The organism is Pseudomonas fitomaticsae (assembly GCF_021018765.1).
Taxonomy (GTDB): domain Bacteria; phylum Pseudomonadota; class Gammaproteobacteria; order Pseudomonadales; family Pseudomonadaceae; genus Aquipseudomonas; species Aquipseudomonas fitomaticsae.
This window is the reverse complement of sequence record NZ_CP075567.1, coordinates 2,056,006-2,080,014: the sequence shown is the minus strand read 5'-3', so window position 1 is coordinate 2,080,014 and position 24,009 is coordinate 2,056,006. Positions and strand designations below refer to the sequence as shown.

Here is a 24,009-nt window from a genome sequence, read left to right as displayed (position 1 = left end):
CCCTTAATAAGTCCGGACTTTAGGTTCGAAAGTCGGAACAGTCTTCGGCGAGAAGTTCACGGCACGCTTGGCAACGCGTTTCTCACCCGGGAAGTACAGGGTGTGGCACAGCCAGTTTTCGTCGTCACGGTCTTCGAAGTCTTCACGGGCGTGAGCACCGCGGGACTCTTTACGTACTTCGGCAGCGATGGCGGTAGCTTCAGCCACTTCCAGCAGGTTTTGCAGTTCCAGCGCTTCGATACGTGCAGTGTTGAACGCCTGCGACTTGTCGTTGATCTTCACGTTCGCGATGCGCTTGCGCAGATCTGCCAGCTGGGCAATACCCTTCTGCATGTATTCGCCAGTACGGAATACACCGAAGTAGTTCTGCATGCAGCTTTGCAGCTCGCGACGCAGGGTAGCGACGTCTTCGCCGTCGGTACGGTTGTTCAGGGCATTCAGACGCGCCAGGGCAGCTTCGATGTCGGCTTCGGTAGCGTCGTCGTATTCGATGCCGTCGGTCAGCGCCTTCTCCAGGTGCAGGCCGGCAGCGCGGCCGAATACCACCAGGTCGAGCAGCGAGTTGCCGCCCAGACGGTTGGCACCGTGAACCGATACGCAAGCCACTTCACCTACCGCGAACAGACCAGGAATGATCTGATCCACGCCTTCGGCGTCTTGGGTGATCGCCTGGCCATGAATGTTGGTGGCAACGCCGCCCATCATGTAGTGGCAAGTCGGAACAACCGGAACCGGAGCAACCACCGGGTCAACGTGTGCGAAAGTCTTCGACAGTTCGCAGATGCCTGGCAGACGGCTGTGCAACACTTCCTCGCCCAGGTGGTCGAGTTTGAGCATTACGTGGTCGCCATTCGGACCGCAACCGTTGCCGGCGATGATTTCCTTAACCATCGAACGGGCAACCACGTCACGACCGGCAAGGTCTTTGGCGTTCGGAGCATAACGCTCCATGAAACGCTCGCCGTGCTTGTTGATCAGGTAACCACCTTCACCACGGCAACCTTCGGTAACCAGTACACCGGCGCCGGCGATACCGGTCGGGTGGAACTGCCACATTTCAATGTCTTGTACCGGCACGCCAGCACGCAGAGCCATGCCGACGCCGTCACCGGTGTTGATCAGGGCGTTGGTGGTGGATGCGTAGATACGACCTGCACCGCCGGTAGCCAGTACGGTGGCTTTGGCGCGGATGTAGGTGGTTTCGCCGGTTTCGATGCAGATCGCGATCACACCGACGAATTCGCCTTCCTGGTTTTTCACCAGGTCGACAGCGTAGTACTCGTTCAGGAACGTGGTACCGGCTTTCAGGTTGCCCTGATAGAGGGTGTGCAGCAACGCGTGACCGGTGCGGTCGGAAGCGGCGCAGGTACGGGCAGCCTGCCCGCCTTTACCGTAATCCTTCGACTGACCGCCGAACGGACGCTGGTAGATACGGCCTTGCTCGGTACGCGAGAACGGCAGACCCATGTGGTCCAGCTCGAAAACGGCAGCCGGGCCTTCCTGACACATGTATTCGATAGCGTCCTGGTCACCGATGTAGTCGGAACCCTTGACGGTATCGTACATGTGCCAGCGCCAGTCATCGTTCGGGTCGGCCGAAGCGATGGCGCAGGTGATCCCGCCCTGTGCGGACACAGTGTGCGAACGGGTCGGAAAAACCTTGGTGATCACGGCAGTCTTGTGACCGCCCTGTGCCAGTTGCAGCGCCGCGCGCATGCCGGCACCGCCGCCACCAATAATGATGGCGTCGAAAGAAATCGTTGGAATGTTAGCCATGAATCAGATACCCCAGAGAATCTGCACACCCCAGACGAAGTAAGCGAACATCGCGACGCCGCATACTGCCTGGAAAAGGAAACGTACTGCAGTCGCGGACTTGCCCAGCGCCATTGGCGTCAGGTAGTCGGTCGCGATGGTCCACATGCCGACCCAGGCGTGAGCGCCCAGGGCAACCAGTGCCAGCAGACTGAAGATACGCATTCCGTTGTGGGCGAACAGGCCGTGCCATTGGTCGTAGCCAATGCCCGGGTTCGCGACGAGGTAGCCGATCAGGAAGATGAAATAAGCCGCGAGAACGACCGCAGACACACGCTGTGCCATCCAGTCATAGAGGCCCGAACGCGAAAGGTTTGTAACGCTGGTTACCATATCCAAACTCCTGCCAGAACGATCAGCACCACGGAAACGGCGATGATCAGTTTCGAGCCCAGGCGGCCGCCTTCCAGCGTCTCACCGATGCCCATGTCCATGATCAAGTGGCGCACACCGGCAACCAGGTGATACAGAAGAGCGGACAGGAGGCCCCATGCTACGAACTTGGCCAGCGGGCTGGTCAAGCATGCCTTCACCTCGACATAACCTTCCTCGGAACCCAGGGATTTGCCCAATGCATAAAGCATGATGCCAAGTCCCAGGAAGAGGATGATGCCGGAAACACGGTGAAGAAACGACGTAACGCCGGTGATGGGGAGTTTGATGGTCCTTAGGTCTAGGTTTACAGGTCGTTGGCTTTTCACGGCTTTTTTTTCACACTGAAGAGCCCCTAACAATCAGGGCAAAGTTGTTGGGGAGTGCACTGGTCAGGTAACCACCACCCAGGGATGCGACCCCCAATGAAAGCAAGCCCAAAAGCCCTTGGCGGTCGGTCGCCGAGTATAGACAGTTAGGCTACTAATGACAACGCAATCGCCTACCCCCAATAGCGGATTGCACAAGTCGTATAAAAGGCGTAAATGGCAGGCAATTTCGAGGAAAAAGTACGGTTAAAGCCTTCTGGAGCAAGACTTTAGGCAAATTGACATTCGAATTTATCTCACTATAGTGGTGCGGGCCCTGCGTGGGGGGTCTGTCTGATGATTTCAAGCATAAATAGGAGGCCACATGGCTGACAAAAAAGCGCAGTTGATCATCGAGGGCGCAGCCCCCGTCGAGCTGCCCATTTTAACCGGCACCGTTGGTCCCGATGTTATCGATGTTCGGGGCCTGACGGCCACGGGCCGCTTCACTTTCGACCCCGGTTTCATGTCGACCGCTTCCTGCGAATCGAAGATCACCTATATCGACGGTGACAACGGCATCCTGCTGCACCGCGGCTACCCGATCGAACAGCTGGCTGAAAAGTCGGACTACCTGGAAACCTGCTACCTGCTGCTGAACGGCGAACTGCCGACTGCAGAGCAAAAGGCCCAGTTCGTCGGCACCGTGAAGAACCACACCATGGTTCACGAGCAGCTGAAAACCTTCTTCAACGGCTTCCGCCGTGACGCCCACCCGATGGCCGTCATGTGTGGTGTAGTCGGCGCCCTCTCGGCCTTCTACCACGACTCCCTCGACATCAATAACCCGCAGCATCGCGAAATCTCCGCGATCCGCCTGGTTGCCAAGATGCCGACCCTGGCCGCGATGGTTTACAAGTACTCCATGGGCCAACCCATGATGTACCCGCGCAACGACCTGTCGTACGCGGAAAACTTCCTGCACATGATGTTCAACACCCCGTGCGAGATCAAACCGATCAGCCCGGTACTCGCCAAGGCCATGGACCGGATCTTCATCCTCCACGCCGACCACGAGCAGAACGCTTCGACCTCCACCGTGCGTCTGGCGGGCTCTTCGGGTGCCAACCCGTTCGCCTGTATCGCCGCCGGCATCGCCGCACTGTGGGGCCCAGCCCACGGCGGTGCGAACGAAGCCGTGCTGACCATGCTCGATGAAATCGGCGATGTTTCGAACATCGACAAGTTCATCGCCAAGGCCAAGGACAAGAACGATCCGTTCAAGCTGATGGGCTTCGGTCACCGCGTCTACAAGAACCGCGACCCTCGCGCGACTGTAATGAAGCAGACCTGCGACGAAGTGTTGAAGGAACTGGGCATCCAGAACGATCCGCAACTCGAACTGGCCATGCGCCTGGAAGAGATCGCCCTGACCGACCCGTACTTCATCGAGCGCTCGCTGTACCCGAACGTCGACTTCTACTCGGGGATCATCCTCAAGGCGATCGGCATTCCGACCAGCATGTTCACTGTGATTTTCGCCCTGGCACGTACTGTCGGCTGGATTTCGCACTGGAAGGAAATGCTCTCCAGCCCGTACAAGATTGGCCGTCCGCGCCAGCTTTACACGGGTTACGAGTCGCGGGATATCACCAAGCTGGAAGACCGCAAATAAGAGCTGTCTTGCGATAGCGTCTTAGCGTTTTACCGGGAACGGCCTCCATGTGAATGGGGGCCGTTTTTCGTTTTGGGCATCTCAGTGGCCTTTGGGCCGACTGTTTTTTTGTTGATTGGGTGTATATCCGTTGCCTCGGGTGCTGCCGCTGGCGGTTTCGCTCTTACAGCGAGTCCCTTTTTCAAACGCCAAAAAGGAACCAAAAGGCTTTTGCCCCGGCGTACAGCACTTCGCTTAGGCTCAGTGTTCCCTCGCTACGATGCCCCCGGATCAATCCCGGAGCGAAGGAACCCGAGCCACAGCGAGGGCCGTACGTCAGGGCAAAAGGACCTTTGGTTACTTTGGGCTGGGCCGGCATTCCGGCGTTTGCCAAAGTGACCCGCCGTAAGGGCGGAACCCTAAGAAGCCGTTACCGCAGCAACGGATATACACACAAACCAAAACCACCCAAAGAAAGTCCGATAACCGCCCACAAAAAAAATGCCCCAATCTCTCGACCAGGGCATTTCCATCCAACTCGACCTACATATTCAACCTGAAAGCCTCAGTGCGAAACCGCCCCACTAGCCCCCAACCCAGTCTGCGAACGCACAAACTGCGGGAAGAACAGCGCCCGCTCGTTCTCTGCCGCCGCCGACTTGTCGGTAACGGAGAAGAACCAGATGCCGATGAACGCAATGATCATCGAGAACAACGCAGGATACTCGTAAGGGAAGATCGCCTTCTCATGATGCAGAATCTGCACCCAGATGGTCGGGCCAAGAATCATCAGCCCCACCGCACTCGCCAGACCCAGCCAGCCGCCAATCATGGCGCCGCGGGTGGTCAGCTTCTTCCAGTACATCGAAAGCAGCAGCACCGGGAAGTTGCAGCTCGCCGCGATGGAGAACGCCAGGCCGACCATGAACGCGATGTTCTGGCTTTCGAACAGGATGCCTAGGCCGATGGCCAGAACGCCCAGTGCGATGGTGGTGATCTTCGAAACGCGGATCTCATCCTTTTCGTTGGCCTTGCCCTTCTTGATCACGCTGGCGTACAGGTCGTGAGACACCGCCGAAGCACCGGCCAGGGTCAGACCGGCCACTACCGCCAGAATGGTCGCGAACGCCACCGCCGAGATGAAGCCGAGGAACACGCTGCCGCCCACGGCGTTGGCCAGGTGCACCGCCGCCATGTTGTTGCCGCCGAGCAGAGCGCCCGCCGCATCTTTGAAGGCCGGATTGGTGCTGACCAGCAGGATCGCGCCGAAGCCGATGATGAAGGTCAGGATGTAGAAGTAGCCAATGAAACCGGTCGCGTACAGTACGCTCTTACGGGCTTCTTTCGCGTCGCTTACGGTGAAGAAGCGCATCAGGATGTGCGGCAGGCCGGCGGTACCGAACATCAGCGCCAGACCCAGGGAGAACGCCGAGATCGGATCTTTCACCAGACCGCCCGGGCTCATGATCGCTTCGCCCTTGGCGTGAACCTTGATGGCTTCGGAGAACAGGGTGTTGAAGTCGAAGTTGACGTGTTTCATCACCATCAGCGCCATGAACGAAGCACCGGACAGCAACAGGACAGCCTTGATGATCTGTACCCAGGTGGTCGCCAGCATGCCGCCGAACAGCACGTACAGGCACATCAGGATACCGACCAGAATCACCGCAACGTGGTAGTCGAGACCAAACAGCAGCTGGATCAGCTTGCCGGCACCGACCATTTGCGCGATCAGGTAGAACGCCACCACCACCAGCGAACCGCAGGCAGACAGGGTGCGGATCTGGGTTTGCCCGAGGCGGTAGGACGCCACGTCGGCAAAGGTGTATTTACCCAGGTTGCGCAGACGCTCGGCGATCAGGAACAGAATGATCGGCCAGCCCACCAGGAAGCCGATCGAGTAGATCAGGCCGTCGTAGCCGGAGGTGAACACCAGCGCGGAAATCCCCAGGAAGGACGCCGCCGACATGTAGTCACCGGCAATCGCCAGACCGTTCTGGAAACCGGTGATCTTGCCGCCCGCCGCATAGTAGTCGGCGGCCGAGTTGTTGCGCTTGGACGCCCAGTAAGTGATGCACAGGGTCGCGCCAACGAACGCCACGAACATGACGATCGCAGAAGCGTTGAGTGGTTGTTTGTGGACTTCGCCGCTCAGGGCGTCAGCGGCCCAGACGGCCGGAGCGAACGCTGCGATGCTCAAAAGAGCCAGTAGACGCCGGATCATTGCTGAGCCTCCTTGAGAATCGCGTTGTTCAGGTCGTCGAACTCGCCATTGGCGCGGCGCACGTAGATGCCGGTGAGGATGAAGGCCGAGACAATCAGTCCGACACCGATCGGGATGCCCCAGGTGATGGATGATTCGGCACTGATTTTCGTCCCGAGCACTTGCGGCCCGTACGCGATCAGAAGGATGAAGCCGGAGTAGAGCCCGAGCATGATCGCCGAGAGTATCCAGGCGAACCTTTCTCTTTTCTTGACCAGCTCCTTGAAGCGCGGGCTGTTCTGAATCGAGAGGTAAATGCTGTCGTTCATTGTTTTTATCCTCGCAGCACAGATTTTTATTTTTGGAACATATCCACTGTATGCGGCTGCGAGCCGGGTTCCAGACGACCTTAGTAGTAGAACGCCATGACGTTTTTGCCAATTTCCAGACCCGCCGAAAACGGCCAACGCTGTCTATTAATAGAGGGCAAACAAAAAAGGCCGCCCGACTGTCATGTCGGGCGGCCCTGGGAAGCGCAGATTAGACGCTTCGGCTTAAATCACTTGGTCCAGTCGGCAACACGCTCAGGGTGTTTGGCAACCCAATCCTTGGCCGCTGCGTCAGGTTTTGCACCGTCCTGAATCGCCAGCATGACTTCGCCGATTTCGTCTTTCGAAGCCCACTGGAAGTTCTTCAGGAACTTGGCCACTTCCGGCGCCTTGGTCGCCAGTTCCTTGCTGCCGATGCTGTTCACGGTTTCAGCTGCGCCATACACGCCTTTCGGGTCGTCGAGGAAGCGCAGTTTCCACTTGGCGAACATCCAGTGCGGCACCCAGCCGGTGACGGCGATGGATTCGTTTTTCTTCTCGGCGCGGGTCAGCTCGGCAATCATGCCGGCGCCGGAACTGGCCTTGAGTTGATAGCCGGTCAGGTCGTAATCCTTGATCGCCTGATCGGTCTTGAGCATCACGCCTGAACCGGCGTCGATGCCGACGATGCGCTTCTTGAAGGAATCGTCGGTTTTCAGGTCTTCGATGGTCTTGGCCTTGACGTACTCCGGCACGATCAGACCGATTTTCGCGTCCTTGAAATTCGGGCCGTAATCGACGACCTGATCCTTGTTCTTGGTCCAGTATTCGCCGTGGGTCACTGGCAGCCAGGCCGAGAGCATGGCGTCGAGTTTGCCGGTGGCAACGCCCTGCCACATGATGCCGGTGGCGACGGCTTGCAGTTTCACGTCGTAGCCGAGTTTCTGCTTGATCACTTCGGCCGCCACGTGGGTGGTCGCGACGCTGTCGGACCAGCCGTCAACGTAACCGATGTTCAGGGTCTTGGTTTCAGCACTGGCGAGTGTGGAGCCCATCGCAAGCACCAGAGCGGCACCTGCGCCTAAAAGTCGTCGCATCTTCATCGTTACTTCCCCGAAATGCTGCGCCCGACGGATGCCGGGCATCGTCAACGTATTGTTATGGTGCACAGCGCCCCCATCACGCCTGACCGCAAACTCGTTCTAACATCAGCGGAGTACTGATGAGTCCGATCATCAACCTGACGCACACAGCGACCTGCTCTGTCAGCGACCTCAAGGCAACGAGAAACGACATCAGAAAGCCATTAACTGCGTCCGGATATTTGGCGCCAGACAATCCGCCCGAACTTTGCATGTCAAAATCGTGCGGGCCACCAACCTGCTTATAAATGCAGGTAACATGCGTCGCTTTGCAGCCACTCGGCCTGACCATGTCCGCGACTTCCCGCTTCCCCTTTCTTCCTTATGTGTTCGCCTGCCTGCTCGGGCTGTTTGCCCTGTGCGGCTTCTGGTACGGCCTCGGCAAACCGGTGATCCTGCCGGACGTCGCCACCCCGACCCACAAGCTGCAATGCGCCTCCTACACCCCGTTCGACAAAGACCAGTCGCCGTTCGACGTGCCGTTCAAACTGCGCCCGGAACGCATGGACGCCGACCTCGCCCTGCTCGCCACCCGCTTCGAATGCATCCGCACCTACTCGATGACCGGCCTCGAAGCGCTGCCGGATCTGGCGCGCAAGCACGGCTTGAAGTTGATGATCGGCGCGTGGGTCAACAGCAATCCGGTGGACACCGAGAAGGAAGTCGACTTGTTGATCGCCTCGGCCAACGCCAACCCGGATGTGGTCAGCGCGGTAATTGTCGGCAACGAGGCCTTGCTGCGCAAAGAGGTTACCGCGACCCAGCTGGTGAAGCTGATCAACAAGGTCAAGAGCCACATCAAGCAGCCGGTGACCTACGCCGATGTCTGGGAGTTCTGGCTCAAGCACCCAGAAGTCGCGCCGGCGGTGGATTTCCTGACCATTCACTTGCTGCCGTATTGGGAAGACGATCCGTCGAACATCGACGCCGCGCTGCATCATGTGGCGCAAGTGCGTCAGGTGTTCGGCAACAAGTTCGCCCCCAAGGACGTGATGATTGGCGAAACCGGCTGGCCGAGTGAAGGCCGCCAGCGTGAGACCGCCCTGCCGAGCCGGGTCAACGAGGCCAAGTTCATTCGTGGTTTTGTCACCCTCGCCGAACAGGAAGGCTGGCGTTACAACCTGATCGAAGCGTTCGACCAGCCGTGGAAGCGCGGCAGCGAAGGCGCGGTCGGCGGTTACTGGGGGCTGTTCGATGCCGATCGCCAGGACAAGGGCGTACTGGCCGGGCCGGTGTCGAACGTGCCGTTCTGGTCGCAGTGGCTGGCGGTCGGCGGGCTGATTTTCCTCGGAACATTGCTGCTGGGCGGCCGGGTACGTACGACGCGCTCGGCACTGATCCTGCCGCTGCTCGGCGCCCTCGCCGCCTGTTCGATCGGCGCCTGGGGTGATCTGGCCCGGGTGACCACGCGGTTTGCCAGCGAATGGCTGTGGGTCGGGTTGCTGACGACTCTGAATCTGTTGGTGCTGGCCCAGGCCGCGCTGACCTTGAGCGCCCGCAATGGCTGGCGTGAACGGGCGTTCAACGCTTTCGAGCGACGGGCCGGCTGGCTGGTCGCGGCAGCCGGTTTCGCTGCTGCGGTGATGATGCTGGAGCTGGTGTTCGATCCACGCTATCGCAGCTTTCCGAGCGTGGCATTCATTCTGCCGGCACTGGTTTACCTGTGCCGCCCGGTGCGCGTGGCCCGGCGGGAGATCGCCCTGCTGACCTTCATCATCGGCGCCGGCATTGCGCCGCAGCTGTTCCGTGAAGGACTGCAGAATCAGCAGGCGTGGGGCTGGGCGCTGGTCAGCGTGTTGATGGTGGCCGCGCTGTGGCGCTGCCTGCGGGTTCGCAAAGGCTGATCTTCAGAGGCTGAACCGGCCTCTTCGCTGGCAAGCCAGCTCCCACAGGATTCCCTCTGCCACAGGTTCTGTGTCTACATGGATCAAATGTGGGAGCTGGCTTGCCAGCGATGGCTGACTGTCAGACGCCGCGGGATTCCCGAACCAGCCGCAACCCGGCAATCACCACCGCAAACACCGCCAGCGTCGTGTTGTACAGCGCCAGCGCCGGCAACCCGAATACCAGCGCCAGCACCGCCAGCCACCACCCTGCCCGTCCCGGCACGACAAAACCGATCACCGCAGCCGCGACCGCCGCCCAGCCCAGCACCTGGAAATGAATCATCAGGCCCAGGTTCGAGCGCACCGAGCATTCCCAACGGCTCGCCTCATCCACGCAGATGCCCACCCACTGCGCGTCCTCCATGAAGCCATAACGCGTGCCATAACTGGCGGCCAGCCACAACGGCAACAGAACGAGCAGCAGAATCACGGGCAAGCGGCGGGACATGAAACACTCCAATCGATGAAATCGGCGGCCAGCTTAATCTGCCGCCGCGCATACGCAAGGGCTAACAACTCTTAACTGGTCATTCATTCCGTGCAAAGTGTATCGTCCGGCTACTATTACCCCGAATTCCGTCAGTTTGGTGCCGTGGCATGGCACTTTGGCGCAAACCCGGTGGTCATAGCCTGCGAACCTCATTCGGCACCTTCCTCTAAGGGATCTAGTCATGCTCCGTTCCTTGCGCTTCGCCGCCCTGTTTGGCGGCCTTATTCTGAGTGCGTCCGCGCTGGCGGTGGATATCGACGCCGCCAGCTATGGCTATCCCCTGACCAACCCGTTCGAGGCGACCATCGCCACCACGCCACCGGACTTGCGCCCTGAACTGCCACTGGACGACGACATCGATCAGACCGATCGCAGCGTCACTCTGCGCCCCGAGCGCGAATTCATCCTGCCGGACAATTTCTGGCCGGTGAAAAAACTCACCTACCGCATCGCTACCCAGGACAAGGCCGCACCGCTGATCTTCCTGATCGCCGGCACCGGCGCGCGCTACGACAGCACGCTCAACGAATACCTGAAGAAGCTTTATTACAAGGCCGGCTACCATGTCGTGCAGCTGTCATCGCCGACCAGCTTCGACTTCATGAGCGCCGCCTCGCGTTTCGCCACCCCCGGCGTGACCAAGGAGGACGCCGAAGACATGTACCGGGTGATGCAGGCCGTACGGGCGCAGAACCCGAAACTGCCGGTCACCGACTATTACCTCAGCGGCTACAGCCTCGGCGCACTGGACGCAGCGTTCGTCGCCCATCTGGATGAAACCCGCCGCAGCTTCAACTTCAAGAAAGTCCTGCTGCTGAATCCGCCGGTCAACCTCTACACCTCGATCACCAACCTCGACAAGCTGGTGCAGACCGAGGTCAAGGGCATCAACAACAGCACCACGTTTTATGAGTTGGTGTTGAACAAACTGACCCGCTACTTCCAGCAGAAGGGTTACATCGACCTCAACGATGCACTGCTCTACGACTTCCAGCAGTCCAAGCAGCACCTGAGCAACGAGCAGATGGCGATGCTGATCGGCACTTCGTTCCGCTTCTCGGCGGCGGATATCGCGTTCACTTCGGACCTGATCAACCGCCGCGGCCTGATCACCCCGCCGAAATTCCCGATCACCGAAGGCACCAGCCTCACGCCGTTCCTCAAGCGTGCGCTGCAATGCGACTTCGACTGCTATCTCACCGAACAGGTGATCCCGATGTGGCGCGCCCGCACCGACGGCGGCAGCCTGCTGCAATTGATCGATCAGGTGAGCCTGTACGCATTGAAGGATTACCTGCACGACAGCCCGAAAATCGCCGTCATGCACAACGCCGACGACGTGATCCTCGGCCCGGGCGACCTCGGTTTCCTGCGCAAGACCTTCGGTGATCGCCTGACCGTTTACCCGCTGGGCGGCCATTGCGGCAACCTTAACTACCGCGTCAACAGCGACGCCATGCTGGAGTTCTTCCGTGGCTAAATATCTCCTGCTGATTGCAGCGCTCCTCAGTGCAGGTATGGCCCAGGCCGACAACAGCAAAGCCAATGCACCGGTGGTCATCGACAGCGACGGCTTCAAGGAGCCGCTGTCCAAACTCAAGTTCAACCCGGGGCTGGATCAGCGCGAGTTCGAGCGCTCGACCCTCAGCGCGCTGAACGTCTACGACCCGCTGGAAGAGTGGAACCGCCGCGTCTACCACTTCAACTACCGCTTCGACCAATGGGTGTTCCTGCCGGTGGTCGATGGCTATCGCTACATCACCCCGAGCTTCGTGCGCACCGGCGTGAGCAACTTCTTCAACAACATTGGCGACGTGCCGAACCTGGTCAACAGCCTGTTGCAGTTCAAGGGCAAGCGCTCGATGGAAACCACCGCGCGCCTGCTGCTCAACACCACCATCGGCATCGCCGGGCTCTGGGATCCGGCCACAGCCATAGGCCTGCCGCGTCAGAACGAAGACTTCGGCCAGACCCTGGGCTTCTACGGCGTACCGGGCGGCGCTTACTTCGTACTGCCAATCCTCGGCCCGTCGAACCTGCGCGATACCGCAGGCCTGGCCGTGGACTACACCGCCGAATCCGCAATCAACTTCCTCAACGTCTCGGAAGTCAGCTCCAACCACCCGGAAGTCTGGGTACTGCGTGGCGTCGACAAGCGCTACCAGACCAGCTTCCGCTACGGTCAGCTGAACTCACCGTTCGAGTACGAGAAGGTGCGCTACGTCTACACCGAGTCGCGCAAGTTGCAGATCGCCGAGTAAAAACGCCGGCCACAAAAAAGGCCATTCGATGCGAGTCGAATGGCCTTTTTGTTTGAATCGGGTCTTAGCCTTTCAGGGCTTTCCAGACTTTGCCGATCACGGACACGCCCGCCAGCACCACTGCACCCGCGATGATCCCCGCCACGCCGTTCAACAGCATCGGCACCACGAACCCGGCGCCACCGGCCGCTGCGCCGACGCTTTCGATCCAGTGATGCACCACCGGCACGCCGTGAGTCAGGATGCCGCCACCGACCAGGAACATCGCCGCCGTGCCGATTACCGACAGGCTTTTCATCATGTACGGCGCCGCACGCAGGATGCCGTTGCCGATACGTTTCGCCGCAGCGCCGGGCTTCTGAGTCAGCCACAGACCGAGGTCATCGAGTTTGACGATGCCGGCCACCAGCCCGTAAACGCCCACGGTCATGACAATGGCAATGCCCGACATCACGATCACTTGCTGGGTCAGCGAAGCGTCGGCCACGGTGCCGAGGGTGATGGCGATGATTTCCGCAGAAAGAATGAAGTCGGTGCGGATCGCGCCCTTGATCTTGTCCTTCTCGTACGCCACCAGATCGGTGGCCGGATCGGCCACGGCGTCGACCAATTGCGCATGCTCGGCCTCGTCTTCGGCCTTGCTGTGCAGGAACTTGTGCGCGAGCTTTTCGAAACCCTCGAAACACAGGTAGGCGCCACCGACCATCAGCAGCGGCGTTACCAGCCACGGCACGAACGCACTGATCGCCAGCGCCGAGGGCACCAGGATCAGTTTGTTGACGAATGAGCCCTTGGCCACCGCCCAGACCACCGGGATTTCCCGCTCCGCGCGTACGCCGGAGACCTGCTGGGCATTGAGCGCCAAGTCGTCGCCGAGCACGCCGGCGGTCTTCTTGGCAGCCATTTTGGTCATCAACGCAACGTCGTCCAGAACGGTAGCGATGTCGTCGATCAGCACCAGCAAACTGCTTCCTGCCATGAATCATGTTTCCTTATGTGAATAATGCCGCGCAGCATACCGCGACTGTGGGCCACACGGGGCATTGTTGAGCGCCGCGCGAGGCCGGTGCTACCATGCGCAACCGCCAGAACAGGCAAGGAACCACCGGGTTTATGAGCACAATCCGCGAGCGCAACAAAGAACTGATCCTGCGTGCAGCCAGTGAAGAGTTTGCCGACAAGGGCTTCGCTGCGACCAAAACCAGCGACATCGCCGCCAAGGCAGGACTGCCCAAGCCCAACGTCTACTACTACTTCAAGTCCAAGGAAAACCTCTACCGCGAGGTGCTGGAAAGTATCATCGTACCGATCCTGCAGGCCTCGACCCCGTTCAACCCGGACGGCGTACCGAGCGAAGTGCTGAGCGGCTACATCCGCTCGAAGATCCGCATCTCCCGCGACCTGCCCTTCGCCTCCAAGGTGTTCGCCAGCGAAATCATGCACGGCGCCCCGCACCTGAGCGCCGACCTCGTCGAGCAGCTCAACGGCCAGGCCAAGCACAACATCGACTGCATCCAGACCTGGATCGACCGCGGCCAGATCGCACCGATCGATCCCAACCACCTGATGTTCAGCATCTGGGCCGCAACCCAGACCTACGCCGACTTCGACTGGCAGATCTCCGCCGTCACCGGCAAGGACAAGCTCGACGAAGCCGACTATGAAGCCGCAGCACAAACCATCATCCGGTTGGTGCTCAAGGGCTGCGAGCCGGACTGAGAGACTGCGGTGACCGCTTCGCGAGTAAGCTCGCTCCCACATTCGATCTATGAACACCACAAATCAAATGTGGGAGCAGGCTTGCTCGCGAATGCGGCACCTCGGTCTCACGGTCAGACCCAGATCGCATCCCACAGCGGATAGTCACCAAGCTTTTCCACCAGCCCAGCCCGCAGGGGGTTGGCCACGACATACCGTGCCACTCTAACCAGATTTTCTTCCCGCCGAAGCGAATGATCATGGAAGCTTGGCTGCCACAGACTACCCGTCCTGCCAGTCGCTGAATTGACTGGTCTAGCACTCAAGGATTTGACCTGGCACATCAACTGCCCCAGCGATCCTTTCTGCAATTGCACCAGCCAGTGGAAGTGATCCGGCATGACGACCCAAGCCAGTGAGTCGATAACCCCCTTTTCTTGTGCATGCCTGAACTGATGAACAACTAGTCTTCCCAGGGCGTAATCCTTGAAGACAGGCTCGCGCTTATGAGTATTGGCTGTCAGGAGATAGATGTGGTTTTGTTCGGAAAAGCGTCCGACTCTCAGTCGGTGTGATGCAGACAGTTCCGGCATTCCTTTGCCTTTTCTCATGATTGACTTCATGAAAAGGCTAGCCCGGAACATCGAACATTGAAGGCAGGATTTTTAGCTGGATGTGTCTGGAAAATCGCCTTCGCGAGCAAGCCCGCTCCCACATTCGACCGAGTTTCTTCAGTACAAATGAGGTCACCGTGACCTGCTCGCGATGGCGTCAGTTCAAACGCCGCAAATCACGCAGCCACCCCCGCATCCGCCCGCAGGTCCAGGGCCTCTACGGCCTTGATTGCCACCTGCTCATCGATGTCCGACAGATCGCCGCTGATGCCGATCGCTCCCAGCACGTTGCCCGCCTGATCACGAATCAGCACACCACCCGGTGCCGGGACGACGCTGCCCTGCCCCATGCTGTTGAGTGCGGCGATGAATGCCGGGCGTTGTTGTGCGTCCAGCGCCAGCAGGCGTGAGCCCTTGCCGAGGGCGATGGCGCCCCAGGCTTTGCCGATGGCAATGTTCGGGCGCAGCAGGCTGGCGCCGTCTTCGCGTTGCAAGGTGACCAGGTGGCCGCCGGTATCCAGTACTGCGATGGTCAGCGGCGCGGCGGAGATCGCCCGCCCTGCGCTGATGGCTTCGTTGACCAGGTTGACTGCGACTTTCAAGGTTAAAGCGCTCATGGTGCCGTCCTCATTTTGTTATTGGGAAAGCCGGTGGACTGCGCTTTTCTGCCGCAGCCCGATGCAACAAATAGAACACAATGAATTATTTTTTTGTATACAATAATTCTCGAAAAGCGCTCCATGCGACGAAAAGCCACAGCAGAAAAGGCTTCCGACGAATGAAACAGGCGCTTGAGAAAATGGATTGACCTGCGCCGTCCGCCGTGAATACACTCTGCGCAAAGCCACTTGTATACAATTACAAAACGTAAAGAGGCACAAAACCATGAGCAAAATGAGAGCAATCGAAGCCGCCGTTCTGGTGATGCGCCGTGAAGGGGTTGATACCGCTTTTGGCATTCCAGGCGCTGCAATCAACCCGCTGTACTCCGCCCTGCAGAAAGTCGGTGGCATGGATCACGTCCTCGCTCGCCACGTTGAAGGCGCCTCGCACATGGCCGAGGGCTACACCCGCACCAAGGCCGGCAACATCGGCGTGTGCATCGGTACTTCCGGCCCTGCCGGTACCGACATGGTCACCGGTCTGTACAGCGCCTCCGCGGACTCGATCCCGATCCTCTGCATCACCGGGCAAGCACCCCGCGCCCGTATGCACAAGGAAGACTTCCAGGCCGTCGACATCACCAGCATCGTCAAGCCGGTGACCAAGTGGGCGACCACCGTTCTGGAGCCGGGCCAGGTGCCTTACGCCTTCCAGAAAGCCTTCTACGAAATGCGCTCCGGCCGTCCGGGCCCGGTGCTGATCGACCTGCCGTTCGACGTGCAGATGGCTGAAATCGAATTCGACATCGACGCTTACCAGCCACTGCCGCTGGCCAAGCCAAGCGCCACCCGCGTGCAAGTCGAAAAAGCCCTGGCGATGCTGGATCAGGCCGAGCGTCCATTGCTGGTGGCCGGTGGCGGCATCATCAACGCCGATGCCAGCGAACTGCTGGTCGAGTTCGCCGAGCTGACCGGCATTCCAGTGATCCCGACCCTGATGGGCTGGGGCACCATTCCGGACGATCACCCGCTGATGGTCGGCATGGTCGGTCTGCAGACTTCGCACCGTTACGGCAACGCCACGATGCTGAAATCCGACGTGGTACTGGGCGTCGGCAACCGTTGGGCGAACCGTCACACCGGCTCGGTCGACGTTTACACCGAAGGCCGCAAATTCATTCACGTCGACATCGAACCGACCCAGATCGGCCGCGTGTTCACCCCGGACCTGGGCATCGTTTCCGACGCCGCTGCCGCGCTGACCGTGTTCATCGAAGTCGCCCGTGAATGGCAAGCCGCCGGCAAGCTGAAAAACCGCAGTGCCTGGCTGCAGGACTGCCAGCAGCGCAAGGCCAGCCTGCACCGCAAGACCCACTTCGACAACGTCCCGGTCAAGCCGCAGCGCGTTTACGAAGAAATGAACCAGGTGTTCGGCAAGGACACCTGCTACGTCAGCACCATTGGTCTGTCGCAGATCGCCGGCGCGCAGTTCCTGCACGTCTACAAGCCTCGTCACTGGATCAACTGCGGCCAGGCCGGCCCGTTGGGCTGGACCATTCCGGCAGCGCTGGGCGTGGTGAAGGCCGATCCGAACCGTAAAGTCGTGGCCCTGTCGGGGGACTATGACTTCCAGTTCATGATCGAAGAACTGGCGGTCGGCGCTCAGTTCAAACTGCCGTACATCCACGTCGTGGTGAACAACTCGTACCTGGGGCTGATCCGTCAGGCCCAGCGCGGGTTCGATATGGACTACTGCGTGCAGCTGTCCTTCGATAACCTGAACGCGCCGGAACTCAACGGTTATGGTGTCGACCACGTCGCAGTCGCCGAAGGCCTGGGCTGTAAAGCGCTGCGTGTGTTCGAACCGGCTGACATCGCCCCTGCCCTGCGCAAGGCCGAAGAGCTGATCGAAGAGTTCAAGGTGCCGGTGATCGTCGAGATCATTCTGGAGCGTGTGACCAACATCTCCATGGGGACCGAGATCAACGCCGTCAACGAATTCGAAGACCTGGCGCTGGTCGGCAACGATGCGCCAACGGCGATTTCGTTGCTCGATTAAAACTGCTTGCCGTTCGTTCCCGCGCCGGGCGCGGGAGCGATCATTCTAACGGGAGACCACCATGCCGCGTTTCGCAGCCAACCTGTCCATGCTGTTCACCGAACAGGATTTCCTTGCCCGTTTCGACGCCGCCGCCAAGGCTGGCTTCAGCGGTGTCGAGTACCTGTTCCCGTACGATTTCAGCTCTGCCGAAATCAAGGCCAAACTCGACGCCAACGGTCTGACCCAAGTGCTGTTCAACCTGCCGGCCGGTGACTGGGCCAAGGGCGAGCGCGGTATCGCGTGCCTGCCGGACCGGGTGGAAGAGTTCCGTGCCGGGGTCGATCTGGCCATCGCTTACGCACAGGTTCTGGGCAACACCCAGGTCAACTGCCTGGCCGGTATCCGTCCGCAGGGCGTGGACGATGCCACCGTTGAAAAGACCTTCGTCGCCAACCTCAAGTACGCCGCCGACAAGCTGCAAGCCGTCGGCATCAAACTGGTGATGGAAGCGATCAACACCCGCGACATCCCGGGTTTCTACCTGAACAACACGGCACAGGCCCTGTCGATTCGCGAGCAGGTCGGCAGCGCCAACCTGTTCCTGCAATACGACATCTATCACATGCAAATCATGGAAGGCGATCTGGCCCGCACCCTGCAATCGCACCTGGGCGAGATCAACCATGTGCAGCTGGCCGACAACCCGGGCCGCAACGAGCCGGGCACTGGCGAGATCAACTACCGCTTCCTGTTCGAACACCTCGATCGCATCGGTTATCAGGGCTGGGTCGGCTGCGAATACAAACCGCTGACCACCACCGAAGCGGGCCTCGGCTGGCTGAAGACCCACAACGCGATCTGACCCTTATTTGCTTGAGCAAGACAAAAACAAGAGGATTTTCTCATGGCTAAAATCGGATTCATCGGCACCGGCATCATGGGCCACCCAATGGCGGCGAACCTGCAGAAAGCCGGTCACAGCCTGTTCCTGTCGGCGCACCACGACGCCGCCCCTGCCGACCTGGTCGCCGCTGGCGCCGTGGCCCTGGCCAACCCACGCGAAGTGGCCCAGGAAGCTGAATTCATCATCGTCATGGTGCCGGATACCCCGCAGGTCGAAGACGTGCTGTTCCGCGCCGACGGCGTCGCTGCCGGCATCGGCAAAGGCAAGGTCGTGATCGACATGAGCTCGATCTCGCCGACCGCCACCAAGGCTTTCGCGGCGAAGATCAACGAGAAAGGCGCGCAATACCTCGACGCTCCGGTGTCCGGTGGTGAAGTCGGTGCCAAGGCTGCGACCCTGAGCATCATGGTCGGTGGCGACGCCGATGCCTTCGAACGCGCACTGCCGCTGTTCCAGGCCATGGGCAAGAACATCACCCTGGTCGGTGGCAATGGCGACGGTCAGACCGCCAAGGTGGCGAACCAGATCATCGTTGCCCTGAACATTCAGGCCGTGGCCGAAGCCCTGCTGTTCGCTTCGAAAAACGGTGCCGATCCGGCCAAGGTGCGTGAAGCGCTGATGGGTGGTTTTGCCTCCTCGAAGATCCTCGAAGTGCACGGCGAGCGCATGATCAAGGGCACCTTCGATCCGGGCTTCCGCATCAGCCTGCACCAGAAGGACCTGAACCTGGCCCTGCAAGGCGCCAAGGAGCTGAACATCAACCTGCCGAACACCGCCAACGCCCAGCAAGTGTTCAGCACCTGCGCGGCCATTGGTGGCAGCAACTGGGACCACTCGGCGCTGATCAAGGGCCTGGAACACATGGCCAACTTCTCGATTCGCGACAAGAAGTAAGTTGCGCCTCTGACCCGCTCCCTGTGAGAGCGGGCTTGCCCGCGATGGCATCGACTCGCTCGGCCTGAAAGACCGCAGCGCCTGAATCGCTGGCAAGCCAGCTCCCACAAGGATCGCGTCGCTGCATCGCTGTCGCTCTATCCCAATAACAAGAATTCCGGGAGCCCGCCATGTCGGTCGATCCGCAACAACTGCTGCGCGAGCTGTTTGCCACAGCCATCGACGCGGCCCATCCGAACCAGGTCCTCGAAGCGCATCTGCCGGCAGATCGCACAGGTCGCGTGATCGTCATCGGCGCCGGCAAGGCTGCCGCTGCCATGGCGCAAGTGGTCGAGCGCTGCTGGGAAGGTGAAGTCTCGGGCCTTGTGGTGACCCGCTACGGTCACGGCGCCCCGTGCGAAAAAATCGAAGTGGTCGAAGCCGCGCACCCGGTGCCGGACGCTGCCGGTCTGGCCGTGGCCAAACGCGTGCTGGAACTGGTCAGCAACCTGACCGAAGACGACCGCGTGATCTTCCTGTTGTCCGGTGGTGGCTCTGCCCTGCTGGCGCTGCCGGCCGAAGGCATCACCCTGGCCGACAAACAGTCGATCAACAAAGCCCTGCTCAAATCCGGCGCGACCATCGGCGAGATGAACTGCGTGCGCAAGCACCTCTCGGCGATCAAGGGCGGACGCCTGGGCAAGGCCTGCTGGCCAGCGACTGTTTATACCTACGCGATTTCCGATGTGCCGGGCGACCTCGCCACGGTCATCGCCTCCGGCCCGACCGTGGCCGACCCGAGCACCAGCGCCGAAGCGCTGGCGATCATCAAGCGCTACGGCATCGAGATTCCGGCCTCCGTGCGCACCTGGCTGCAAAGCCCGGAATCGGAAACCGTCAAACCCGGTGATCCGAGCCTGGCCCGCAGTCACTTCCAGTTGATCGCCCGCCCTCAGCAATCGCTGGATGCCGCGGCGGTGAAATGCCGTCAGGCCGGTTTCAGCACGCTGATCCTCGGCGACCTGGAAGGCGAATCCCGCGAAGTGGCGAAAGTCCACGCCGGCATCGCGCGCCAGATCATTCATCACGGCCAGCCGCTGGCAGCGCCGTGCGTGATTCTCTCCGGCGGCGAAACCACCGTGACCGTGCGTGGCAATGGCCGTGGCGGACGCAACGCCGAATTCCTCCTCAGCCTCACCGACAGCCTCAAGGGCCAGCCCGGCGTCTATGCGCTGGCCGGTGACACCGACGGCATCGACGGCTCGGAAGACAACGCCGGCGCGATCATGACCCCGGACAGCTACGCCCGCGCCGCCGCCCTCGGCCTGAGCGCCAGCGACGAGCTGGATAACAACAACGGTTACGGCTACTTCGCGGCGCTCGATGCGCTGATCGTCACCGAGCCGACCCGCACCAACGTCAACGACTTCCGCGCCATCCTGATCCTCGAGAGCTCTAAATCATGACGCCTGATAAAAAGGTCAAAATCCTCGCCACCCTCGGGCCTGCCGTCGACGGCATCGAAGACATCCGCGAGCTGGTCGAGGCCGGGGTCAATATCTTCCGCCTCAACTTCAGCCACGGCGATCACGCCGACCACGCCAAGCGCTATCAGTGGATCCGCGAAGTCGAGCGCCAGCTCAACTATCCGCTCGGGATCCTGATGGACCTGCAAGGGCCGAAACTGCGGGTCGGCAAGTTCGCTGACGGCAAGGTTCAGTTGCATCGCGGTCAGGCCTTCCGCCTCGATCTGGACGCAACACCGGGCGACGAGCGCCGGGTGAACCTGCCGCATCCGGAGATCATCGCCGCGCTGGAAGCCGGGATGGATCTGCTGCTCGATGACGGCAAACTGCGCCTGCGGGTCGTGACCAAATACACCGACGCGATCGACACCACCGTACTCAATGGCGGCGAGCTGTCGGATCGCAAAGGCGTGAACGTGCCACAAGCGGTGCTCGACCTGAGCCCGCTGACCACCAAGGATCGTCGCGACCTGAGCTTCGGTCTGGAGCTGGGTGTGGACTGGGTCGCGCTGTCGTTCGTGCAGCGTCCGCAAGACATCATCGAGGCCCGCGAACTGATCGGCGACAAGGCATTCCTGATGGCGAAAATCGAGAAGCCGTCGGCCGTCGAGCAACTGCGCGAGATCGCCGAACTGAGCGACGCGATCATGGTGGCTCGCGGTGACCTGGGCGTGGAAGTGCCGGCCGAAAGCGTGCCGCAGATCCAGAAAAACATCATCACGACCTGCCGTCAGCTCGGCAAACCGGTGGTGGTGGCAACGCAGATGCTCGAGTCGATGCGTTTCTCCCCGGCGCCGACCCGCGCCGAAGTCACCGACGTGGCCAACGCCGTGGCCGAAGGCGCCGATGCGGTGATGCTGTCGGCAGAAACCGCGTCCGGCGAGTACCCGCTGGAAGCCGTGCAGATGATGAGCAAGATCATCCGCCAGGTGGAGAACGGTCCGGACTACCAGACCCAACTCGACGTCAGCCGCCCGAAAGCCGAAGCGACCGTGTCCGATGCAATCAGCTGCGCGATTCGCCGGATCAGCAACGTGCTGCCGGTGGCGGTGCTGGTCAACTACAGCGAGTCCGGCGCATCGAGTCTGCGTGCCGCGCGGGAGCGGCCGAAAGCGCCGATCCTCAACCTGACGCCGAACCTGCAGACCGCCCGCCGGTTGAGCGTGGCGTGGGGCATTCATTCGGTGGTCAATGATCGCCTGCGTCAGGTGGACGAGGTGTGCTCGACCGCGCTGGAAATCGCTCAGGCTCAAGGTATGGCCGAGCGTGGCGATACGTTGCTGATCACCGCGGGTGTGCCGTTCGGGCAGCCGGGGTCGACTAATTCGCTGCGGATCGAAACATTGATTTAAGCAACACCTGTGTGGCGAGGGAGCGTGCTCCCGTCGCTCGGCATGACGGTTTCCACAAGAGACACCGCATTCACCGGGTATGAGCTCCCTCGCTACAGCTTCACGCAAGACCTTTTGATTTTCCTACTGCCCAGATTCTCCAGACATGCCTGCCAATCATTTCAACACCCACTGCCCTGACTGGGCCGAAGCGTTGCTCAACGGCTTCAGTCAAATTTTCCTCCAGCGCCATCCGCTGTGTGGACTCCTGTGCCTTTTGGCCATTTTATTCACCGCGCCGGTGCTGTTCGCCGGCGCGCTGCTCGGTGCGGTCGCCGGTTTGCTCACCGCGCAACGGCGCAACTACGCCAAGGCGGATCGCCAGGCCGGACTGTTCAGCTACAACGGCGTGCTGGTCGGCCTGTTGCTGAGCCTGTATTTCCCCTGGTCGCCGATGCTGCCACCGCTGATTCTGGCGGCCGGTGGTCTGAGCGCGATGATCACGCAGCAATGGCTCAAACGCGCACGCCTCACCGAGTACCTGCCCGCCTACACTGCGCCGTTCGTGCTGCTGAGCTGGGTGTTCCTGTGTTTCGCCGAGCCTTTGTCCGCCGCACCGGCGCTTGAACTGAATACCGTGAACCTGCTCGGCGCCGCCCTGAAAGGCTTCGGTCAGGTGATGTTCCTCGACCATCCGTTGGCCGGTGGATTGATCGCCGCCGGTTTGCTGATCGCCGATCGCCGGGCCTTTGCCTGGGCGCTGCTGGCTTCGGCGATTGGCTTGGGTTCCAGTCTGTTGCACCACGACAGCCAGGTCGCGCTGCTGGGTCTGGGGGGTTACAACGCTGTGCTCGCCGCCCTCGCCTTCAGCGCCCAGCGCCAGCAACCGTGGCTGCCGGTGTTCGGCATCGGCCTGGCGCTGCTGCTGACGCCGCTGTTCAGTGCCCTGGGTCTGGCGACCCTCACGGCACCGTTCATTCTCGCCTGCTGGCTGCTGCGCACCGGCATTCGCCTGATGCGCCAACCGCAGATCAACGTCGCGCCTTGCACTAACGGGGAGAATCAACCTAGGCTGCGCTGATTGATGGCCAAGGCGATATGAATGAACGGCAACAACACGTGGCGTGATCGCCTGTACGTGATCATTTTCCAGACCGATACGGTGGCCGGCCGCCGTTTCGACAAGACCCTGCTGCTGATCATCTTCGCTAGTCTGGTGATCGTGATCCTCGACAGCATCGATGAAGTCCACCAGAACTACGCCGATGTGCTGGCGTACATCGAATGGGGCTTCACGATCATCTTCCTCGGCGAGTACCTGCTGCGCCTGTACTGCTCGCCCAAACCTCTGCGCTACGCCTTCAGTTTCTACGGGCTGGTGGATTTGCTGGCGATCGTGCCGGGCATCCTCGCGCTGTATTACAGCGATGCCCAGTACCTGCTGATCATCCGGGTGATCCGGATGCTGCGGATCTTCCGTGTGCTCAAGCTCGGCCCGTACCTGAAGCAGGCGCATTACCTGCTCGACGCCCTGCGCGGCAGCAAGCAGAAAATCCTCGTGTTCCTGCTCAGCGTCTGCACCCTGGTCACGGTGTTCGGCACCCTGATGTACGTGGTCGAAGGCCCGGAGCACGGCTTCACCAGCATTCCCAAAGGCATCTATTGGGCTATCGTGACCCTGACCACCGTGGGTTACGGCGACATCGTGCCGAGGACCGTTCTCGGCCAGGTGATTTCGTCGCTGGTGATGATCACCGGTTATTCGATCATCGCCGTGCCGACCGGGATTTTCACCGCTGAACTGGCCACCGCCATGCGCGGCGGTCAGCTGCAACACGACTGCCCCGTGTGCAAGAAAAACAGCCATGAACACGAAGCGTCGTTCTGCTCCCGTTGCGGCAATGCGCTGTTCAATAAAATGGAATAAGCAAAGTTCTTTTTAATCTTTAAACGACTATGCGGGCCCCGCTATAGTCGCTGG

At 60.5% G+C, this 24,009-nt stretch carries 22 protein-coding genes; 12 read left to right on the top strand and 10 right to left on the bottom strand.

Annotation, left to right across the window (positions count from 1 at the left end; translation table 11 throughout):
* Positions 1-3 precede the first annotated feature (3 nt).
* Genes sdhA through sdhC form a run of 3 tightly spaced genes read right to left on the bottom strand, consistent with a single transcriptional unit; the run spans position 4 to position 2,516 of the window.
* Complete coding sequence (gene sdhA, locus KJY40_RS09415; RefSeq protein ID WP_011333114.1) at positions 4-1,776, bottom strand: succinate dehydrogenase flavoprotein subunit; 1,773 nt, start codon at positions 1,774-1,776, stop codon at positions 4-6.
* 3 nt (positions 1,777-1,779) lie between these two features.
* Positions 1,780-2,148, bottom strand: a complete 369-nt coding sequence (gene sdhD / locus KJY40_RS09410) for a succinate dehydrogenase, hydrophobic membrane anchor protein (RefSeq protein ID WP_007959040.1) — start codon at positions 2,146-2,148, stop codon at positions 1,780-1,782.
* Positions 2,142-2,516 (bottom strand): succinate dehydrogenase, cytochrome b556 subunit, encoded by a 375-nt coding sequence (sdhC, locus tag KJY40_RS09405; protein ID WP_011333113.1) that lies wholly within the window; start codon positions 2,514-2,516, stop codon positions 2,142-2,144. The genes sdhD and sdhC overlap by 7 nt, the downstream gene beginning before the upstream one ends.
* A 364-nt stretch (positions 2,517-2,880) precedes the next feature.
* Between sdhC and gltA the strand changes: the two genes are divergently transcribed.
* Positions 2,881-4,170, top strand: coding sequence for a citrate synthase (gene gltA / locus KJY40_RS09400; RefSeq protein ID WP_007959044.1), 1,290 nt, complete (start codon positions 2,881-2,883; stop codon positions 4,168-4,170).
* Positions 4,171-4,714: 544 nt separating this feature from the next.
* Here gltA and KJY40_RS09395 read toward each other — a convergent pair.
* The 3 genes from KJY40_RS09395 to KJY40_RS09385 form a co-directional block, all read right to left on the bottom strand.
* Entirely contained in the window at positions 4,715-6,373 is a 1,659-nt protein-coding gene (locus tag KJY40_RS09395; RefSeq protein WP_230736347.1) for a cation acetate symporter, read from the bottom strand.
* Entirely contained in the window at positions 6,370-6,681 is a 312-nt protein-coding gene (locus tag KJY40_RS09390; protein WP_085682951.1) for a DUF485 domain-containing protein, read from the bottom strand. The genes KJY40_RS09395 and KJY40_RS09390 overlap by 4 nt, the downstream gene beginning before the upstream one ends.
* A gap of 230 nt (positions 6,682-6,911) precedes the next feature.
* The gene (locus KJY40_RS09385; RefSeq protein ID WP_007959306.1) at positions 6,912-7,763 is read right to left on the bottom strand and encodes a glycine betaine ABC transporter substrate-binding protein; all 852 of its coding nucleotides are present in this window, start codon (positions 7,761-7,763) and stop codon (positions 6,912-6,914) included.
* Positions 7,764-8,050: 287 nt separating this feature from the next.
* Here KJY40_RS09385 and KJY40_RS09380 point away from each other — a divergent pair, with 287 nt between their 5' ends.
* Positions 8,051-9,646: a glycoside hydrolase family 17 protein gene (locus tag KJY40_RS09380; protein ID WP_230736345.1), complete on the top strand. Its 1,596-nt coding sequence runs from the start codon at positions 8,051-8,053 to the stop codon at positions 9,644-9,646.
* Positions 9,647-9,767: 121 nt separating this feature from the next.
* On the opposite strand, the gene KJY40_RS09375 is transcribed toward KJY40_RS09380, so the two are convergent.
* Positions 9,768-10,136 carry a hypothetical protein gene (locus KJY40_RS09375; protein WP_230736343.1) on the bottom strand — a complete coding sequence of 123 codons (369 nt, stop codon included), beginning with the start codon at positions 10,134-10,136 and terminating at the stop codon, positions 9,768-9,770.
* A 223-nt stretch (positions 10,137-10,359) separates the two neighbouring features.
* On the opposite strand from KJY40_RS09375, the gene KJY40_RS09370 reads away from it, so the two are divergent.
* Both KJY40_RS09370 and KJY40_RS09365 read left to right on the top strand, forming a co-directional pair.
* Positions 10,360-11,658: a serine/threonine protein kinase gene (locus KJY40_RS09370; protein WP_230736342.1), complete on the top strand. Its 1,299-nt coding sequence runs from the start codon at positions 10,360-10,362 to the stop codon at positions 11,656-11,658.
* A complete protein-coding gene (locus KJY40_RS09365) occupies positions 11,651-12,439 on the top strand; it encodes an MlaA family lipoprotein (protein WP_230736340.1) in 789 nt (262 codons plus the stop codon). Before KJY40_RS09370 ends, KJY40_RS09365 begins: the two co-directional genes overlap by 8 nt.
* 64 nt (positions 12,440-12,503) lie before the next feature.
* Here KJY40_RS09365 and KJY40_RS09360 read toward each other — a convergent pair whose 3' ends face one another.
* Positions 12,504-13,418 carry a DUF808 domain-containing protein gene (locus tag KJY40_RS09360; protein WP_230736338.1) on the bottom strand — a complete coding sequence of 305 codons (915 nt, stop codon included), beginning with the start codon at positions 13,416-13,418 and terminating at the stop codon, positions 12,504-12,506.
* Positions 13,419-13,552: 134 nt separating this feature from the next.
* Here KJY40_RS09360 and KJY40_RS09355 point away from each other — a divergent pair, with 134 nt between their 5' ends.
* A complete protein-coding gene (locus tag KJY40_RS09355) occupies positions 13,553-14,158 on the top strand; it encodes a TetR/AcrR family transcriptional regulator (RefSeq protein ID WP_007959290.1) in 606 nt (201 codons plus the stop codon).
* Between the two features lie 113 nt (positions 14,159-14,271).
* Here the strand turns inward: KJY40_RS09355 and KJY40_RS09350 are convergent, their stop codons facing one another.
* Positions 14,272-14,730: an REP-associated tyrosine transposase gene (locus KJY40_RS09350; RefSeq protein ID WP_230737668.1), complete on the bottom strand. Its 459-nt coding sequence runs from the start codon at positions 14,728-14,730 to the stop codon at positions 14,272-14,274.
* Positions 14,731-14,927: 197 nt separating this feature from the next.
* Positions 14,928-15,368 (bottom strand): GlcG/HbpS family heme-binding protein, encoded by a 441-nt coding sequence (locus KJY40_RS09345; RefSeq protein WP_230736336.1) that lies wholly within the window; start codon positions 15,366-15,368, stop codon positions 14,928-14,930.
* 268 nt (positions 15,369-15,636) lie between these two features.
* Here KJY40_RS09345 and gcl point away from each other — a divergent pair, with 268 nt between their 5' ends.
* The 7 genes from gcl to KJY40_RS09310 all read left to right on the top strand — a co-directional run bounded on the left by gcl (position 15,637) and on the right by KJY40_RS09310 (position 23,955).
* The gene (gene gcl, locus KJY40_RS09340) at positions 15,637-17,412 is read left to right on the top strand and encodes a glyoxylate carboligase (RefSeq protein ID WP_230736333.1); all 1,776 of its coding nucleotides are present in this window, start codon (positions 15,637-15,639) and stop codon (positions 17,410-17,412) included.
* A gap of 61 nt (positions 17,413-17,473) precedes the next feature.
* Complete coding sequence (gene hyi / locus KJY40_RS09335; RefSeq protein WP_085733713.1) at positions 17,474-18,256, top strand: hydroxypyruvate isomerase; 783 nt, start codon at positions 17,474-17,476, stop codon at positions 18,254-18,256.
* A gap of 42 nt (positions 18,257-18,298) precedes the next feature.
* Positions 18,299-19,192: a 2-hydroxy-3-oxopropionate reductase gene (locus tag KJY40_RS09330; protein ID WP_085605836.1), complete on the top strand. Its 894-nt coding sequence runs from the start codon at positions 18,299-18,301 to the stop codon at positions 19,190-19,192.
* A gap of 170 nt (positions 19,193-19,362) precedes the next feature.
* Positions 19,363-20,637, top strand: a complete 1,275-nt coding sequence (locus tag KJY40_RS09325) for a glycerate kinase type-2 family protein (protein ID WP_114881924.1) — start codon at positions 19,363-19,365, stop codon at positions 20,635-20,637.
* Positions 20,634-22,049: a pyruvate kinase gene (gene pyk, locus KJY40_RS09320; protein ID WP_127797320.1), complete on the top strand. Its 1,416-nt coding sequence runs from the start codon at positions 20,634-20,636 to the stop codon at positions 22,047-22,049. The genes KJY40_RS09325 and pyk overlap by 4 nt, the downstream gene beginning before the upstream one ends.
* A 145-nt stretch (positions 22,050-22,194) precedes the next feature.
* Positions 22,195-23,109, top strand: a complete 915-nt coding sequence (locus tag KJY40_RS09315; protein ID WP_230736331.1) for an urea transporter — start codon at positions 22,195-22,197, stop codon at positions 23,107-23,109.
* A gap of 21 nt (positions 23,110-23,130) precedes the next feature.
* Positions 23,131-23,955 carry an ion transporter gene (locus KJY40_RS09310; RefSeq protein ID WP_230736329.1) on the top strand — a complete coding sequence of 275 codons (825 nt, stop codon included), beginning with the start codon at positions 23,131-23,133 and terminating at the stop codon, positions 23,953-23,955.
* Positions 23,956-24,009: the final 54 nt, after the last annotated feature.